Source organism: Annamia dubia NIES-4383 (assembly GCF_055394725.1).
The window spans coordinates 2834178-2849277 of the sequence record NZ_AP025630.1; the positions used below are offsets into that span (position 1 = coordinate 2834178).

18 protein-coding genes are annotated in these 15100 nt (G+C 32.4%); 7 read left to right on the forward strand and 11 right to left on the reverse strand.

The annotated features are described in order from the left end of the window. Positions 1 to 8 precede the first annotated feature (8 nt). The 4 genes from Anndu_RS12755 to ndhI all read right to left on the reverse strand — a co-directional run bounded on the left by Anndu_RS12755 (position 9) and on the right by ndhI (position 2182). Positions 9 to 431, reverse strand: a complete 423-nt coding sequence (locus tag Anndu_RS12755; protein WP_464101563.1) for a 23S rRNA (pseudouridine(1915)-N(3))-methyltransferase RlmH — start codon at positions 429 to 431, stop codon at positions 9 to 11. A gap of 90 nt (positions 432 to 521) precedes the next feature. Continuing rightward, positions 522 to 827 carry an NADH-quinone oxidoreductase subunit NuoK gene (gene nuoK / locus Anndu_RS12760; protein ID WP_464104096.1) on the reverse strand — a complete coding sequence of 102 codons (306 nt, stop codon included), beginning with the start codon at positions 825 to 827 and terminating at the stop codon, positions 522 to 524. 65 nt (positions 828 to 892) lie between these two features. Further along, a complete protein-coding gene (locus tag Anndu_RS12765; protein ID WP_464101564.1) occupies positions 893 to 1483 on the reverse strand; it encodes an NADH-quinone oxidoreductase subunit J in 591 nt (196 codons plus the stop codon). Between the two features lie 105 nt (positions 1484 to 1588). After that, positions 1589 to 2182 (reverse strand): NAD(P)H-quinone oxidoreductase subunit I, encoded by a 594-nt coding sequence (gene ndhI / locus Anndu_RS12770; RefSeq protein WP_464101565.1) that lies wholly within the window; start codon positions 2180 to 2182, stop codon positions 1589 to 1591. Between the two features lie 381 nt (positions 2183 to 2563). On the opposite strand from ndhI, the gene Anndu_RS12775 reads away from it, so the two are divergent. Then, on the forward strand, positions 2564 to 3484 hold the full coding sequence (locus tag Anndu_RS12775; protein ID WP_464101566.1) for a carbohydrate ABC transporter permease: 921 nt from the start codon (positions 2564 to 2566) through the stop codon (positions 3482 to 3484). Positions 3485 to 3693: 209 nt separating this feature from the next. Here Anndu_RS12775 and Anndu_RS12780 read toward each other — a convergent pair whose 3' ends face one another. Together Anndu_RS12780 and Anndu_RS12785 are read right to left on the reverse strand one after the other, a co-directional pair. Next, positions 3694 to 4482: a hypothetical protein gene (locus Anndu_RS12780; RefSeq protein WP_464101567.1), complete on the reverse strand. Its 789-nt coding sequence runs from the start codon at positions 4480 to 4482 to the stop codon at positions 3694 to 3696. 102 nt (positions 4483 to 4584) lie between these two features. Further along, positions 4585 to 5370: a hypothetical protein gene (locus Anndu_RS12785; protein ID WP_464101568.1), complete on the reverse strand. Its 786-nt coding sequence runs from the start codon at positions 5368 to 5370 to the stop codon at positions 4585 to 4587. A gap of 110 nt (positions 5371 to 5480) precedes the next feature. On the opposite strand from Anndu_RS12785, the gene hslO reads away from it, so the two are divergent. The 3 genes from hslO to Anndu_RS12800 all read left to right on the forward strand — a co-directional run bounded on the left by hslO (position 5481) and on the right by Anndu_RS12800 (position 8635). Continuing rightward, the gene (gene hslO / locus Anndu_RS12790; protein ID WP_464101569.1) at positions 5481 to 6383 is read left to right on the forward strand and encodes an Hsp33 family molecular chaperone HslO; all 903 of its coding nucleotides are present in this window, start codon (positions 5481 to 5483) and stop codon (positions 6381 to 6383) included. A 320-nt stretch (positions 6384 to 6703) separates the two neighbouring features. Next, complete coding sequence (locus tag Anndu_RS12795; RefSeq protein ID WP_464101570.1) at positions 6704 to 8197, forward strand: peptidoglycan-binding domain-containing protein; 1494 nt, start codon at positions 6704 to 6706, stop codon at positions 8195 to 8197. A 123-nt stretch (positions 8198 to 8320) separates the two neighbouring features. Further along, positions 8321 to 8635, forward strand: coding sequence for a DUF1825 family protein (locus Anndu_RS12800; RefSeq protein WP_464101571.1), 315 nt, complete (start codon positions 8321 to 8323; stop codon positions 8633 to 8635). A gap of 110 nt (positions 8636 to 8745) precedes the next feature. On the opposite strand, the gene Anndu_RS12805 is transcribed toward Anndu_RS12800, so the two are convergent. From Anndu_RS12805 to Anndu_RS12815, 3 genes are read right to left on the reverse strand one after another with little or no spacing between them, the layout of a single operon-like run. Beyond that, positions 8746 to 9834, reverse strand: a complete 1089-nt coding sequence (locus tag Anndu_RS12805) for a tetratricopeptide repeat protein (RefSeq protein ID WP_464101572.1) — start codon at positions 9832 to 9834, stop codon at positions 8746 to 8748. A 22-nt stretch (positions 9835 to 9856) separates the two neighbouring features. Beyond that, positions 9857 to 10099 (reverse strand): hypothetical protein, encoded by a 243-nt coding sequence (locus tag Anndu_RS12810; RefSeq protein WP_464101573.1) that lies wholly within the window; start codon positions 10097 to 10099, stop codon positions 9857 to 9859. Between the two features lie 37 nt (positions 10100 to 10136). Next, a complete protein-coding gene (locus tag Anndu_RS12815; RefSeq protein WP_464101574.1) occupies positions 10137 to 10316 on the reverse strand; it encodes a hypothetical protein in 180 nt (59 codons plus the stop codon). 173 nt (positions 10317 to 10489) lie between these two features. Here Anndu_RS12815 and Anndu_RS12820 point away from each other — a divergent pair, with 173 nt between their 5' ends. Beyond that, entirely contained in the window at positions 10490 to 10993 is a 504-nt protein-coding gene (locus Anndu_RS12820) for a hypothetical protein (protein WP_464101575.1), read from the forward strand. Between the two features lie 274 nt (positions 10994 to 11267). Here the strand turns inward: Anndu_RS12820 and Anndu_RS12825 are convergent, their stop codons facing one another. Beyond that, the gene (locus Anndu_RS12825) at positions 11268 to 12857 is read right to left on the reverse strand and encodes a YcjF family protein (protein ID WP_464101576.1); all 1590 of its coding nucleotides are present in this window, start codon (positions 12855 to 12857) and stop codon (positions 11268 to 11270) included. 302 nt (positions 12858 to 13159) lie between these two features. On the opposite strand from Anndu_RS12825, the gene Anndu_RS12830 reads away from it, so the two are divergent. Further along, positions 13160 to 13870, forward strand: a complete 711-nt coding sequence (locus Anndu_RS12830; protein WP_464101577.1) for a Crp/Fnr family transcriptional regulator — start codon at positions 13160 to 13162, stop codon at positions 13868 to 13870. Positions 13871 to 13934: 64 nt separating this feature from the next. Beyond that, on the forward strand, positions 13935 to 14714 hold the full coding sequence (locus Anndu_RS12835; RefSeq protein ID WP_464101578.1) for a MinD/ParA family ATP-binding protein: 780 nt from the start codon (positions 13935 to 13937) through the stop codon (positions 14712 to 14714). 66 nt (positions 14715 to 14780) lie between these two features. Here Anndu_RS12835 and clpS read toward each other — a convergent pair whose 3' ends face one another. Further along, entirely contained in the window at positions 14781 to 15074 is a 294-nt protein-coding gene (gene clpS, locus Anndu_RS12840; RefSeq protein WP_464101579.1) for an ATP-dependent Clp protease adapter ClpS, read from the reverse strand. Positions 15075 to 15100 lie beyond the last annotated feature (26 nt).

Here is a 15100-nt window from a genome sequence, read left to right on the forward strand (position 1 = left end):
ATAGTCAATTATTTATGATATTTTTGATTATTAATAATTGTATTTGCTCGATAGATTTGTTCAACTAATAATAATCTAGCGATTTCATGGGGAAAAGTCATTTTTGATAAACTTAAAATTTGATGGGCTGATTGTTTTAATTTGTCTGAGATACCTTCTGCACTTCCGATCGCAAAAACAAAGGAGAAAAAATGTTCATTTTCGATTAAATTTGCTAGTTGAATTGATGTGAATAATTGGCCTTCTTCTGATAAAACAATTAATTTTTCATTTGGTTTAATTAAACTAATAATTTTGTGGGCTTCTTGATCTTTATTACTGTCTTTAATTTCAATAATTTCTAAATTATTTAGGCGTTTTAAATATTCTTTAATACCCGTATCAATCCAATTTTTTTTCACTTTACCAACGGCAATAATTTTAATTTTCATAATATTTATAGACAAAAATTTAATAGAGTAGGGTGGGCATTGCCCACCCTACTAATTATCAGTTATCAATTGTCAATTATCAATTAATAATTACCATTTAAGTAAATTAAATTGTTCCATATCAATGGTATTACGATTACGATAAATAGCCAGAATAATTGCTAAACCAACGGCCGCTTCCGCCGCCGCTACGGTAATTACAAAAACGGTAAAAACTTGCCCTTTAATGCCACTGGGATCTAAATAATTAGAAAATCCCATTAAATTAAGATTAACTGAATTAAGTAATAATTCAATTGACATTAAAACTCTCACTGCATTACGGCTAGTAATTAAACCATAAATTCCAATACAAAATAAAGCCGCCGCTAATAATAAAATATATTGTAATTGTATCTCCATAAAAATCCTTTCAATAATTTTGAATAAATAAGAAATAACCAATAAGAAATAACTAATTATTAATTAATATCTCTAGGTCTTTCTGGCAAAGTTAAACTGGTTTTAATCGTAGCATCTTTAGGGGTAATTTCGGGGATAAAATCACGCCGAGCTAACACAATTGCTCCTACCATTGCCATTAATAATAAAACTGAAGCTAACTCAAAAGGTAATAAATAATCACTAAAGAAATGTTTACCAATTTCAACTAATGTATTTTCAATTGCGCCCTGTGTGATGGTAGGAATATCCCAAGGTGTAATTAAAATCATTGTACCTAAAAGTGCAAAAATACCCACACAAACAACGGCTGTAGCACCTTGACGAAGTATTCTACCTTTGATGGGAGTAAAGTCTTCCTGTTTATTTACTAACATAATGGCAAATAAAATTAAAACATTAATTGCCCCTACATAAATTAAGATTTGTGCGGCTGAAACAAAGTCAGCATTCATTAAAAGATATAAGCCTGAAACACTAATAAAAACTCCGCCTAAGAGGAAAGCGGAATAAACAATATTAGATAATAATACTACTCCTAAAGCTGTAATAATCATCATTCCAGCTAGAATAGCAAAGCTGATAAATTGTACTCCTTCTGCTAAATGCACAGTAATTTTTTGCTCCTTAATTAATCAAAATTACAAAGTTTTAACTATTATTTGAAATTGTCTATTGTTCATTGTCAATTTTTGATTGATCACTAATAATTTTTCTTAATTATTATTAGTGCCAGATTCTTTAATAATATCTTCGGGATATTTTCCGGCTCTTTGACTACCTTTAGGTAGATCATGAGGCTCCATCACACCTTTAGGTAAATAATTTAATTCTCTTAATGGTGTTACCATCGGATCCTGAGTCACTTTGTAGGGTAAACGTCCTAAAGCTAGGTTATCATAGTTCAATTCATGGCGATCATAAGTAGCTAATTCATATTCTTCTGTCATGGATAAACAGTTGGTAGGACAATATTCCACACAATTACCGCAGAAAATACAGACTCCAAAATCAATACTATAATGTTTTAATTTTTTCTTTTTCGAGGTTTTATCAAATTCCCAGTCCACAACAGGGAGATTAATAGGACAAACTCTTACACAAACCTCACAAGAAATACATTTATCAAACTCATAATGTATTCTGCCTCGATAGCGCTCAGAGGGGATCAATTTTTCATAAGGATATTGTACCGTGATCGGACGGCGTTGCATATGGTCAAAAGTGACGGATAGACCTTGCCCAATATATTTCGCCGCTTGGACAGTTTCTTTTGCGTACTCTTGTACTTGTTTAAGAAATTTAAACATGATGACAGTTTGATAATGACGAGTTTTAATAAATTTTAGATTTTAGGCAATTTGACTAGAAAAGTCTTTTTTTTGACTATTGTACCGTTATTTTTGCCATTTAGCTTAAAAATGAAAAAAATTATTTAATAATTACTTATTTATTAGATCTATGGTTATCTTCAACAATTGACAATTGACAATGGACAGTGGACAATGCTATCAAGCAAAAATACCTTAAAAATAGTTTTGATTTTCGTCAAATTTAAGAATATTGTTATTTGTTATTCCTAACAAAGCTTTAGCATTTTTTTGACAAATAATTAATTTGCTACAAACTATTTAGAATTGCTATTTTTTGTTAAAATAGCTAGTAATCAAACAGAATTATTAATAATCGTTATGGCTAATTTTAATCAGCGTCAATTTAATTATTATTTGCAAATTTTAACGCCTTATTTATTTTTACTTCCTGCCTTAATTATTCTCAGTTTAACAGTTTTTTATCCTGCTTTTCAAGCATTTTCTTTAAGTTTTACCCGTTATCAAAATAATTTAACCGACATTCCTATTTGGGTGGGATGGGCTAATTTTCAAAAATTATGGACAGATCCCATTTTCTGGAAAACTATTAAAAATACTTTATTTTATTTAACAGGAGTTGTGCCAATTTTAGTTATATTTCCCTTAATTTTAGCCATTTTGGTTAACCAAAAATTAAAAGGAATTTCTTGGTTTCGTGCCGCTTTTTATACCCCCGTTATTATTTCGATGGTAGTGGCAGGAATAGCATGGAAAGGATTATATAATTCTAATGGTTTATTCAATCAAATTATACAAAATTTCCATTTAACTCATTTTTTACCCATAGAATGGGGCGGGAAAATACCTTGGTTAACTAATCCTAATTTAGCTATATTTAGTGTGATGTTAGTAACAATTTGGAAGGGCTTAGGTTATTATATGGTAATCTATTTGGCAGGTTTACAAGCAATTTCATCGGAACTTTATGAAGCGGCCGCTTTAGATGGATCTGATGGTTGGAAAAAACATTTAGATATTACATTTCCCTTAATGAAACCATATTTATCTTTAGTCGCTGTTATTTCTTCAATTTCAGCAACAAAAGTATTTGAAGAAGTTTATATAATGACTCAAGGCGGGCCTAATAATAGTTCTAAAACTGTAGTTTATTATATTTATGAACAAGCTTTTCAATATTTTAATTTTAATTATGCTTGTGCAATCGGTTTAGTGTTATTTTTAGGAATATTAGGCTTATCTTTATTAAATTTACATTTATCTTATCGTTCTTCTTCTTAATTTTTAAAAATGATTAAGTTAATGATTAAACTTTTTGCACAAGTGAAAGAAAAGAAGAAAAGAAAAAGTTATAATAATTTATCAAAACTATTAAAAAAGTGATTAAATTTTGTTTTTTTACTACTCTGATCACAGGTTTATTATTTTAATCTAAATAAATCAATTAAAATAAAAAAAATCGGGTTTTTTATACCCGACTTTTTTATTGACTAAATTTTTCTTTTTGGACGTTCAAGAGGATTAACTTTAGAAGATAATTTAGAATTAGTTACACCACCCTTATTATTAATAGAATGATCACTATTTTCTGCTTTTTTAACCTTAAAATCTTGTTTATTTTTTAACTTATTAAATTGTTTTTTCTGGGGTAATATTCTTCCCATATTAGTAGCAGTTTCAATCAAAAAAGTTTTACCTTTAAGTTGAACTTCAAAATCCCAAAAATAACCAACAATTTTATCTTTAAGTTGTCCTAATAACTCCAATTTAAAAAATTTTGGTTTTTCACCTTCAATTTTTGGAGCTTGTCTAATTTTGACAACTACCTTTTTTTCTTCTTCATTATAATGAACAACCTCTCCTCTAATCGAAAAATAACCTGATTTATTCTTGATTAATTGCAGATTACCCTCTGAATTTGATTCTAAACTATCTTGAATTTGAGGTTGCCAAATCCCAACAATCTGAGTATGTAAGTGATCGCTTTCCGGCCGAGTGCGAGGATAAACTACCCACAAATAGGACTGGGAAAAGTCCACATGATTTTTAATCAAACTAATGACCTTGCCTAAAATGACTGCATCAATAGTTGTACCGTCATTAGTCATCAGTTTTCCTTTTGTGAGGGGCTGATCGTTTAACGGCGTATATTGACCTTGAATCAAGCCGATCGCGCGGTATTGTCTCGGATGAGATGGAGGGGGAATCGGCTGTTTTTTGGAAGAAATCGGAGTTTCTTCACGGGGCTGAACTGGTTTTGAAGTAGTAATAGTTTCCAAATCAAAAAATTGAACTCGTTTGAAATTTTTGAAAGACTTTTTTTATTGTAACTGATTATGATCATTTTGTAATATTAAAAATAAATCAAGCTGAAGATTTTGTCAATTGTCAATTGTTGAATCATGATTTTGTAAAAACCATTGAAAAACAAATTGAGTTAAAGCAATTAATTTTAAACGGCCTTGAACTAAATTAAGATTATTAGGGCTTAAGTGTCCCCAGATTTGACATTTAGCGTGAAAATTTAACCATGATTGACCTAATGATTTTAAGATTTTATGTGCATCAATTTTTTTTAATTGATCTGGTGAATCAATAATCATAATTAACTTTTCAATTAATTCTAATTCTGCTGGATCGGTAAAAATTAATTGACCTTCTCTTAATAAATTATACTCTTGAGATGATGAAATTAATTTAGTTTCCTGTGCTAAATTTAACAATTGATCACAACGATCTTTTAAATATTTAAAAGCAATAATTGATTGATTTTTAAGCTGAGAATAATCAGCAAAATAGATCTTAAAATAAGAATGGTTAGTTAAATTTTCTAAATAGTTAGCAATTAAAAAGTTACTAGGATAAAATAATAATTGAGAATCTTTAATTTTAACCTTAAAAAATAATTGATTTTGCCCTTGAAAAATTAAATATAATTCCTCGGCAATTTTAACAGGATTAATCCGATAATAATTAGTTAAAAATAAAGGGATTGAACTTTGATAAAAAATTTGATTATCATGAATAATTCTTAATAAGTTTAATTTAGTTTTAGTAACCAGACTTTGGTTTAAATTATGTTGATTTTGCCATAATAAAACCCCATTTTCTAAATGGACTTGACACAGTTTAAATAATGATTTTGTAATAATTAAATGATGACACATCTGATTAGAAATAAAGCCAGTAAGGGAGGAGGCAGTTAGGGGGTGAAGTTGAGAGCTTAAACAAAACGATTATAATAAACATATCGTTTATTAAGAAATATAACAAAATCATGGCAGATCAATTAATTCGTGCAACGGCCGCCGATGGTGGCATCCGTGCCGTAGGAGTCATTACCACCCGCTTAACGGAAGAAGCAAGACGTAATCATAACCTTTCCTGTGTGGCTACGGCCGCTTTGGGTAGGGCGATGGCCTCGGGTTTATTACTGGTTTCTAGCATGAAAAAAGAGGGATCACGGGTTAATATTCGCATTAAAGGTAATGGGCCTTTAGGTGGTTTATTGGTTGATGCAGGTTTAGATGGCACGGTGAGGGGATATGTGGAAAATCCCTCAGTTGAGTTACCCCTCAATCATAAAGGAAAATTAGACGTTGGCGGTGCGATCAGCCAAGATGGTTATGTTTATGTGGTGCGCGATGTGGGTTATGGTTATCCCTATTCTAGTACAGTTGGCTTAACTTCAGGGGAAATTGGCGATGATATTGCCAATTATTTAGTGAACTCGGAACAAACCCCTTCCGCTTTATTAGTAGGGGTTTTAGTTGACTCTCAAGGGGTGGTAGCATCAGGCGGTTTATTATTGCAGATTATGCCCAAAGCCGCCCGTGATGAAAGTTTAGTGGCATTATTAGAAAGTAGAGTTAGTAAACTATCAGGTTTTACCCCCCTATTAGAAGCTGGAAAAAGCTTACCTGAAATCTTTGAAGAACTTTTAGGCGATTTAAACTTAAATATCTTCCCCGAAGTTCAAATGCTTCGATTTAATTGTAAATGTTCTGGAGAAAGACTATTAGGGGCTTTAAAATTATTAGGAGAAGCAGAAATTAAAGATATGATTGAAAAAGATGAAGGTGCGCAAGGCACTTGTCATTTCTGTGGCGAAGTCTATCAGTTAACTAAACATGATTTAATTCAATTATTAGATACTTTACAAGTTGAATCGGTCTCTTAAGATTAAGATTACAATCCAAAACAAAAATGAATGGTTTTGATCAACCATCCATTTTTTAAATTTTTGATTCTCACTTGTTACTTTTTCTTAAATTTTCACTTGTCAAGTATACTTCTTGCTATATAATACTCTGTATACTCCTAGCCAAGTTTCGCAAATTATTTTTATTTTTGAATTAATATCAATCAATTGACTTTTGTTGAACTATGAAAACTCTAACTCACTCGTCTTATTTACAATTTCAAAGCTCTAAATTTACTTCTAAGCTCACTCAGTTACTGTCTAAATCTACTTTAATTTCCCAAAGTAGTAAGTTTTTATTGTTTACAGTTATGGTTGTCTTAGGGTTAATCACTAATGATCAAATAGTTCATGCGATCGAAACCGAAACTAATAATAATACTACCCCTGCTCAAACCAATTCAAATCTACTTAAACTTGGTTCTCAAGGGCAAGAAGTTCAAAAATTACAGACACAATTAAAAGTTCTCAAATTTTTTAACGAAGATCAAGCCACAGGATTTTTTGGACAAAAAACTCAAGAAGCAGTAATGGCTTTCCAAAAAGCCAATAATCTTAACCCTGATGGCGTTGTGGGTGCGACTACCCAAGCTAAAATTGCACAACAAATTGACGATTTGAATAAAAAATCTGACCAAGAATCAGAGCAAAAAAGTGAAAATAAAAGTTCAGTTTTAAAACAAAATTCCCAAGGCGATGAAGTAAAAGTTCTACAAGAAAACCTCAAAAAACTTAATTTTTTTAAAACAGAGATCACTGGTTATTTTGGTGCTGTAACAAAAGAGGCTGTAATTGCTTTTCAAAAAGCCAATAATCTTACCCCTGACGGCGTGGTTGGCAAAACAACTCAAGATGCTATTCAAGCAAGTTTGAAAAATGCACCTACAAGTGATCCAAAGGTTCTAAAAAAAGAAATGACCGGCCAAAATGTAGCAATGTTACAAGAAAAACTCAAAAAAATTCGCTATTATGATGGGCCAATCACTCGTTATTTTGGCAATTTGACAGAGGAAGCCGTTAAAAAATTTCAAACCAAAAATAATTTAATTGTTAATGGAGTTGTTGACCAAAAAACACAAGCATCAATTAACACTCAATTACAAAATATTGTTGATACTGAAGTGTCTAAACCATCAGTTTTGAAACTTGGAGATGAGGGGGAACAAGTTAGATTATTACAAGAACACTTAACACAAGCAAAAGTTTATAGTGGGCCTATTACCGGAACATTTGGCAATTTAACACAAGAAGCGGTCAAAAAATTTCAAAGTCAAAATGGGTTAGAAGTTGATGGGATCATGGGCATGAAAAGTCAAGCCTTATTGAGTTCTAAAATTAAGGGTGATAAGAATGAAGATCGCTTGAGTACATCGGGTTTTAATGCTGAACAAATCGCAATTTTGCAAAAAAAATTACAAGACTTAAAATATTATCAAGGTAAGATAGATGGTGCCTTAGGCCCTAATACGGTTAGTGCTTTAAAGAAATTTCAAGCTGAACAAAAAATACCCACCACAGGTGTTTTTGATCTAACGACTCAAATCGCATTAAATGAAAAATTAAAAGAACAATATTCACCCACCAGTCAAGGTGGTCAATCTGGTACTATCATCATGCCCTTTGCACTTTCACAGAATCCTTCCGAACCAGAAATTCAAATGGTACAAAGACGTTTACAAATCGCAGGGTTATATCAAGGCCCAATCAATGGAGTGATGAATACGGAAACCAAAAAAGCCTTGGCTCAAGCTAGATTAGCTTATGGTATCACTGAAACAACAGTATCAAGATAATACGGTTTTCCGTATTTTACTTGATATTTTTCCTCGTTTAAAATTAAAGATATGTTTCTTTAACTTAAGAACAATTAAAACTTTATATTTTAAACCTTTAAATTAATTAACCAATATAAAAAAATGGGATTTTTTGATTCAGAAGTAGTTCAACACGAAGCTAAAAAATTATTTGACGATTATCAGGCCTTAACCACTCTTGGTGGTGATTATGGCAAATTTGATCGAGAAGGAAAAATCCTTTTTATTGAGCAAATGGAAGCTTTAATGGATCGTTATAAAATTTTTATGAAACGCTTTGAACTATCGGAAGATTTTATGGCTCAAATGACTGTTCAACAGTTAAAAACCCAACTTAATCAGTTTGGCATTACTCCCCAACAAATGTTTGATCAAATGGAGGCCACTTTAGAGCGCATGAAAACAGAAATTAAGTGATATTTAAACTTACTAATATTGGAACAAAAAGTCGGGGATTTAACAAATCCCCCCTCGACTTTTGAACCCCAAGATTAATGTCCTAATATTAATCCGTAACGCTATACAAGCTAAAATGCTACTCGCCACATAAAAAATGCTACGATAATACAGATTAATCCGATCAACCACTGTCCAGAGAATAGCAGAACAATCCCGAAAGCTCCGATTCCTAACATCCAACGTGGTGAAATTTCCAGTCTCGGTTTTTCTTTAAAATTAGATTCTTCGACATAATCTAAGTTAGATGATTGTGAACTAGAAACATGAGAATTTTGATTAGATGAAAGAGCAGTTTTAATCTTCGTTAAACGCTCTTGTATTAGTTGCTTTTCCTGAGAATTTGTTGTTTCTGGGTGTAGATCTAACCATTGATAAGACTGTGAAGCAACATCAAGAAAATCTTTGACATTCCATGTTTTATAAAAAGCAAACATTAATGCTCCACGCTTCGAGTTGATGTCTTTTAACATCTCTAAGTCTTCTCTATTTTCAGCAATTTTTTCTGCTTGATTAAAACAATCTTTTGACGCTCTACGCATTTCTGAAGAACGATCTTCGTCTACGTAACAGTGAACACTATTACAACCACGTCCTACTGCTTGAATATAGGAATAAAGCATCCGTGCTTCAAGGGGTAAATCATTAGTGGAGATATTCTCTACTAATGACGTGCTTTGTTTACAAATTGGTCCCATAATGTCAACAGTCTCTTTTCTTTTAGAATCAAGTATTCCGGCTGTTCTATCTTCTTCAAATGGTTGAAATTCTTGATCGATTTGTCTTTTTAACTGATATAAAGATGATAAAAGAGGTGATGATAAAAGAGGTTCTTTGTTCATCGCATTTAATAAAATATTTATTTTTTCTTGTGATTGAGTATCGTTTGGCTCAAGTTTGAGAACTTGTTGAAAACACACTAAGGCTTCTGAATATCGCTTAAGAGAAATTAAACAGTCTGCTTTTATTCGATAATGTCCTGCTATATTAGGTTCAAGTTTAATCGCTCTATTACAGTCTGCCAAAGCTTCTTCATCATTTCCTGCCTGAAAGTTAGTCAATGACCGAAGGGAAAATGCAATAGCATTATTAGGATCGATCTCAATCGCTTTGGTAAAACTAGCGATCGCCTCGTGTGCTTTTTCCACCATTGGGTGCATATAGAAACCTCCTAAATTTTCACTAAATTTTAAAAGTCATAACCTGTTTAAGTTCGCCATCATGGACTTTATGACCATTGACAAAAACTTCTCCTTTAGCTGGTAAATCAAGCTTAGAAAAAAGCACTTCACCATCTTTATTCGTTAGCTCAGTGCCAAACACACCACCAACATCTAAAAAGCCAGAGCTATGACGACTGATGTAAACTTTTTCACCCGGAGCGGGTTTACCATTGGAAAACTGGATCAAACGAATTGTGACCATAGAAATGTTTTATTGAGCAAGAAATTTAAACTGTTGATTAATTCATAATCTTTCTGGTAGTTGCGTAGTAATTAGCTTTTTTCATCGCCTCAGCTTGATTTGAAGCTTGACCTGCCGATTCATTACCAACTGTTACTTCACCGCTACTCTGATCCCAAAAAACATAAAAAGTCGCATTTGTAGGGGTAGTAACTTCACCAATTTTGTTAGCACTCATAATTAATCTCCTAAATTTTATACAAAATAAAATTAATACTAAAGACAAGACTTAATTATTCTTTAACCTAATCTATTAGTATTTTTTTGAATATTAAATTATTTGTCTTAAAAATAAAAGCGGAAAAAGTCGGTTATAATATTATCAATTTATTTTTAATAATTGTTAAATCAATGGACATTAAAGAAGTGTTAGATTTTATAGATGAAACGATCTTTAATAAAACGGGAAAACATCTTAATGATCTACAAAGAAAAGTAATTGAAGGAGCTTTAAATCATCAAAAATATGCGGATATTGCTGATCATAATGGCAAAAGTGAAGGTCATATTAAAGATATAGGTTATGAAGTTTTACAATTATTATCTAATATTTTTGATGAACCAGTTAGTAAATATAATCTTCAATCTGTTTTAGAAAGAAAGGGAAATTTTAATTTATCTTTAGGTGAAAAAACTGTTAATGGTCATGTTATTGGTTGTGTTAATTTTGGTCAAGATGAATCTAATAATAATTCTCATAAAAATAACTTAAAAACTACTCGTCGCCGAAAGAGTAAAAAAATAACTAAAATTCAAAAGTTAAAAGCAAAAGGTTTAAGTGATGAGGATATTGCTGAAATTTTAGAAATTAATTTAGAATTAGTTAAAACTGTGGAAATAGAAGAATTGGATTAAAAGATAGATTTAATAAAAATCTGGGATTTTGAAAATGCCCGACTTTTTGGGTTTTACTTTAGGATTAATAAGTATTAAATATTTAACTTGCTATTTTTGTTAAAATAGAATCAAATTTAAACTGATCAATTAAACCATATTAAATTAGGATTCTACCCACAGCTATTAGATGAATTTGCTCAACATAAGCTTTATCTTCATATTGAGGAAGAATTACTGAATTTGAATTAGAATCAACAGTAATTATCTATTTTTTGATGTTGATTTTTTATTATTACCAATCATCATTTGATTTAACATAGTTTTCCCATTCATTATATTCCTCTATTTCTTCAGTTTCTAACTCAATTTTACTGCTTAAAGGTTGTACAACTTTAGCGATCGCATCCTTAACAAATGCCTTCACAAATTCATCTTTTTTACTTAATTGAAATTGTCTTTGTACTACTTCCGTAATACCTCCGTCACCCCAATCCTGATCATGGCGGAAATATTCAATAAAACTTTTTCCCGCAATGCGAGTTAAATAAGCGGCCGTTACCCCCTGAATCGCTTTTCCTACGATTAAAGTTGTAATATTTAACTGTAAAACTCCTGCTAATAATTGAACTGCTCCCTTAACAACTCCTAAACTAACTAAAGTTTTACCTAAAGATAAGGCTAATTCTTTCCCACGATCGCTGTTTAATTCACAACCATAAACTTTACCAATTTCCACCACCATTTGAGCATTTACCGCCGCCGTGGCCAACATATCCAAGACAGGAAGGGGTGTACAGGCGATCACACCCGCCCCGATCCATTGATAGCGATCGATAATTTGATCCGCCTCCCTTTTTCTTTCTAAATCTATAGTTTGTCTAGCTTCTACTCCTAAACGCTGTGATTGTAATAGGATATTATCTGCAATTAAATCTTCACCTTCTGAGCGTAAAACTTCTGCTAATCTTTTAATTAATACCATAATTTCTGGTTCAGGTTGCACCATTGTGCCATTTTTCAGAGGTACGGGCTGAGGAAAAGCACAAATAGCCACCACATCACTCGCTAAAATAAAATCCTTAACCCTTGTGCGTAAACGGGCAGTGATTACTTCCACATCTTCTTCCGTATAAAGATCAGTCTTATTAAAAACTAAAATTGAGCGCTTCCCAATCTGAGCTAAAGCCTCTAAAGGCTCATATTCTGACTCCCTTAAATCATTATCCACCACAAATAACAATAGATCCGCCTCTGTCGCCAACTGCCTAGCCACTTCTCCCCTTTGACTTCCAGCCTCCCCTGCCTCTAAAATACCCGGAGTATCGGTAATTAAAATATCACGATTAACTTTTCTGAGGTTTAAGCGGTAAGTTTCTCCCACTTTGGTAGTGCCAATGGTAGGAGAAACATCCCCCAACATCCTCCCAATCAGCGCATTAACTAAGGAGGTTTTCCCTGAAGATCCCGTGCCAAAAACTACCACCCTCAACTCCCCCCTCATTAAACTGGCTTCTATTTCGCGCGATCGCTGTAATAAAGCCTCTTTTGCCACTTCATCTTGGATCTGAGTTAATTGTTTACGGATAGCTTTTAAAGTTTCTTCCGCCGCCTCAGTTTTTTGTTGGGGCAGACGGGCGGCAATTTTTTGATATTGGCTAGTTTTGCGGGGCGGTTGATAGGATGATAAATTAAGATAATAGATAAAGGCCGCAATTAATAACCCTAAAAGTGTGAGAATTAATAACAGTAATAAATTGGCAAGTAAGGGGGCTGTAAAAGAAATTTGGATATAAAGACGATAAAGAGAAGTGACTAACCAGATCGTCATTCCCAAAATAATTGTTAAACCTGTAATTAAGATTAAGAGGCGAGGAAGGGGCATAATAATGGAGATTTGATAATTAATAAACTTGTTACGAAATAATCAAAATTAGTCTTGATTCTAATATTTAAAAGATAGCATTTTCCTACAACTTATTTTTGATTATGCCACCTTTAAATATAAGTTTCATAATCTACAAGCTGTTAATATTAATTTATCATTAAAATGTTAAAAAATTAAGCCACTTTAACACAAATAGCTTGTTTTTATAACTTACGATCCCATTAGATTAACTTATCACTATCATTTTTGACCCAAATTTGCTAGGATTTTGATGAGATCAAAAATTCTGACTCAAAACAGTGAAACAAATTAATGAAATTTACCAGAAACTAAAACAGGCAAGGCTATTTCAAGATTTTTCTCAAACAGAAATAGAAATGATAGCCAAGGCTGGAATGGTGGTACAAGTAGATACTGGGACTGTTTTGCTTTCCGAAGGTGATGAAAGTAATACTCTTTTAATCCTCTTAGAAGGTGAGGCAGAAATAGTCAAATGTCAATCCGGTAGTAAACTACACCGTTTAGGGCTAGTAGGTCAAGGCATTGTATTAGGTGAGATCGGAATGTTATTAGATGTTCCCCGCACAGGTACAGTGCGCACAGTCTCGCCCTGTCAAATTTTTATGCTCACAAGAGAGGCTTTTTATCGTATCCTAGAACAGGATGATAGTACGGGAAGTAAACTTTGTTTACCCATTGCCAAAACATTGGCCGATCGACTGCAAAAAATTACCCAAGAAGTGGTTAATGTTTTAGCTCAAAATGAAGCCTTATTAGAACTTTTAGAACGTTTACAAACTCAAGGAGATTATTCTGGCTCTGATGTGGGAGATATGTTATCAAAAAAAATGGAAGCTCTTAGGGCGCGTCAAAATGAATTAAAACAAAAGCTTTGTATTGAAATTGATGAAAGTCGCAAAGCTCGTCAAGTTGAAGAAATTACTAAAACTGCCTATTTTCAACAGTTACGCAAAAAGGTTAAAGCACTTAAAAGACTTGATAATGGATAATTATTAATTATTAATTATTAATTAATTTCTAACAAATAACAAATAACAAATAACTGATTTAACAATGACTAAAACCATTTCAATTCACTCTTTTCGTGGTGGCACGGGAAAATCTAATTTAACCGCTAATATTGCCTCTTTAATTGCCCTCAAAGGTAATAGAGTTGGCATTATTGATACTGATATTCAATCTCCAGGGATTCATGTTTTGTTTGAATTAGATGAACAAGCGGTAGAATACACCCTCAACGATTATTTATGGGGTTATTGTAACGTAGAAAAAACCGCTTATGATGTTAGCCCCCAAATCCTCAAAGAATTACAATTAACTAATCATCAAGGGGAAAATTTAGGAGCAATTTATTTAATTCCTTCTAGTATTAAAGCCGGAGAAATAGCTCAAATTTTAAGTGAAGGTTATGACGTGGAAATGCTCAAAGATGGTTTTGATCAATTAATTGAGCGTTTAGAATTAGATTATTTATTAATAGACACCCATCCGGGCTTAAATGAAGAAACTTTAGTTTCCATCGGGCTTTCTGATACGGCTTTAATTATTATGCGTCCTGATTATCAAGATTATCAGGGAACGGCCGTTACAATTGAAGTAGCACAAGAATTAGAAGTTCCTAATATGTTTTTAGTGGTTAATAAAGTATTAGATGATTTTGATTTTGATGAATTAAAAGAAGAAGTAACAGTTAAGTACAAAATCCCCGTAGCAGGAGTTTTACCCCTATCTAAAGATATAGTTAGATTAGCCAGTCATAGCCTCTTTTGTTTACGTTTTCCCGATCATCCTTTTACAAAAGAAGTCAAAAGAATTGTTGAATTTATCGAATAATTAATTGTTATTAGTCATTAGTCATTGGTCATTGTCTATGTAGCCCAAGCCTTCAAGGTTTGGGGCTTATTCATCTGGTTCAATGGTGCTACTTAACCCATGATTATTTAAAGTTTCACAATAAAATTCAGCAGGTTCTAAAGCACAGGTGATAACTAAAGCGATCCCATTAGTATGAGCTTCCATCATAATATTAATGGCTTGAGCCTGAGTCAAACCCCCCACCGTTGTCATCAAAGTTTGCACCACATATTCCATCGTATTAAAATCATCATTATGCAACATGACCCGATAACGAGGGGCCGGCTTACGCACAGTAGAATTAGAAACAGAAGGTTTTTCAATGGTTTGAGTAGACATAATTATTCTGAGTCCTTTTTTCTAAA

Excerpts from the sequence above, each read along its gene's own strand:
- Anndu_RS12785 (WP_464101568.1), bottom strand. The coding sequence starts at position 5,370 with ATGTGTCATCATTTAATTATTACAAAATCATTATTTAAACTGTGTCAA.
- Anndu_RS12755 (WP_464101563.1), bottom strand. The coding sequence starts at position 431 with ATGAAAATTAAAATTATTGCCGTTGGTAAAGTGAAAAAAAATTGGATT.
- Anndu_RS12815 (WP_464101574.1), bottom strand. The coding sequence starts at position 10,316 with ATGAGTGCTAACAAAATTGGTGAAGTTACTACCCCTACAAATGCGACT.
- hslO (WP_464101569.1), top strand. The coding sequence starts at position 5,481 with ATGGCAGATCAATTAATTCGTGCAACGGCCGCCGATGGTGGCATCCGT.
- Anndu_RS12805 (WP_464101572.1), bottom strand. The coding sequence starts at position 9,834 with ATGCACCCAATGGTGGAAAAAGCACACGAGGCGATCGCTAGTTTTACC.
- Anndu_RS12775 (WP_464101566.1), top strand. The coding sequence starts at position 2,564 with ATGGCTAATTTTAATCAGCGTCAATTTAATTATTATTTGCAAATTTTA.
- clpS (WP_464101579.1), bottom strand. The coding sequence starts at position 15,074 with ATGTCTACTCAAACCATTGAAAAACCTTCTGTTTCTAATTCTACTGTG.
- Anndu_RS12820 (WP_464101575.1), top strand. The coding sequence starts at position 10,490 with ATGGACATTAAAGAAGTGTTAGATTTTATAGATGAAACGATCTTTAAT.
- Anndu_RS12825 (WP_464101576.1), bottom strand. The coding sequence starts at position 12,857 with ATGCCCCTTCCTCGCCTCTTAATCTTAATTACAGGTTTAACAATTATT.
- Anndu_RS12810 (WP_464101573.1), bottom strand. The coding sequence starts at position 10,099 with ATGGTCACAATTCGTTTGATCCAGTTTTCCAATGGTAAACCCGCTCCG.
- Anndu_RS12800 (WP_464101571.1), top strand. The coding sequence starts at position 8,321 with ATGGGATTTTTTGATTCAGAAGTAGTTCAACACGAAGCTAAAAAATTA.
- Anndu_RS12835 (WP_464101578.1), top strand. The coding sequence starts at position 13,935 with ATGACTAAAACCATTTCAATTCACTCTTTTCGTGGTGGCACGGGAAAA.
- ndhI (WP_464101565.1), bottom strand. The coding sequence starts at position 2,182 with ATGTTTAAATTTCTTAAACAAGTACAAGAGTACGCAAAAGAAACTGTC.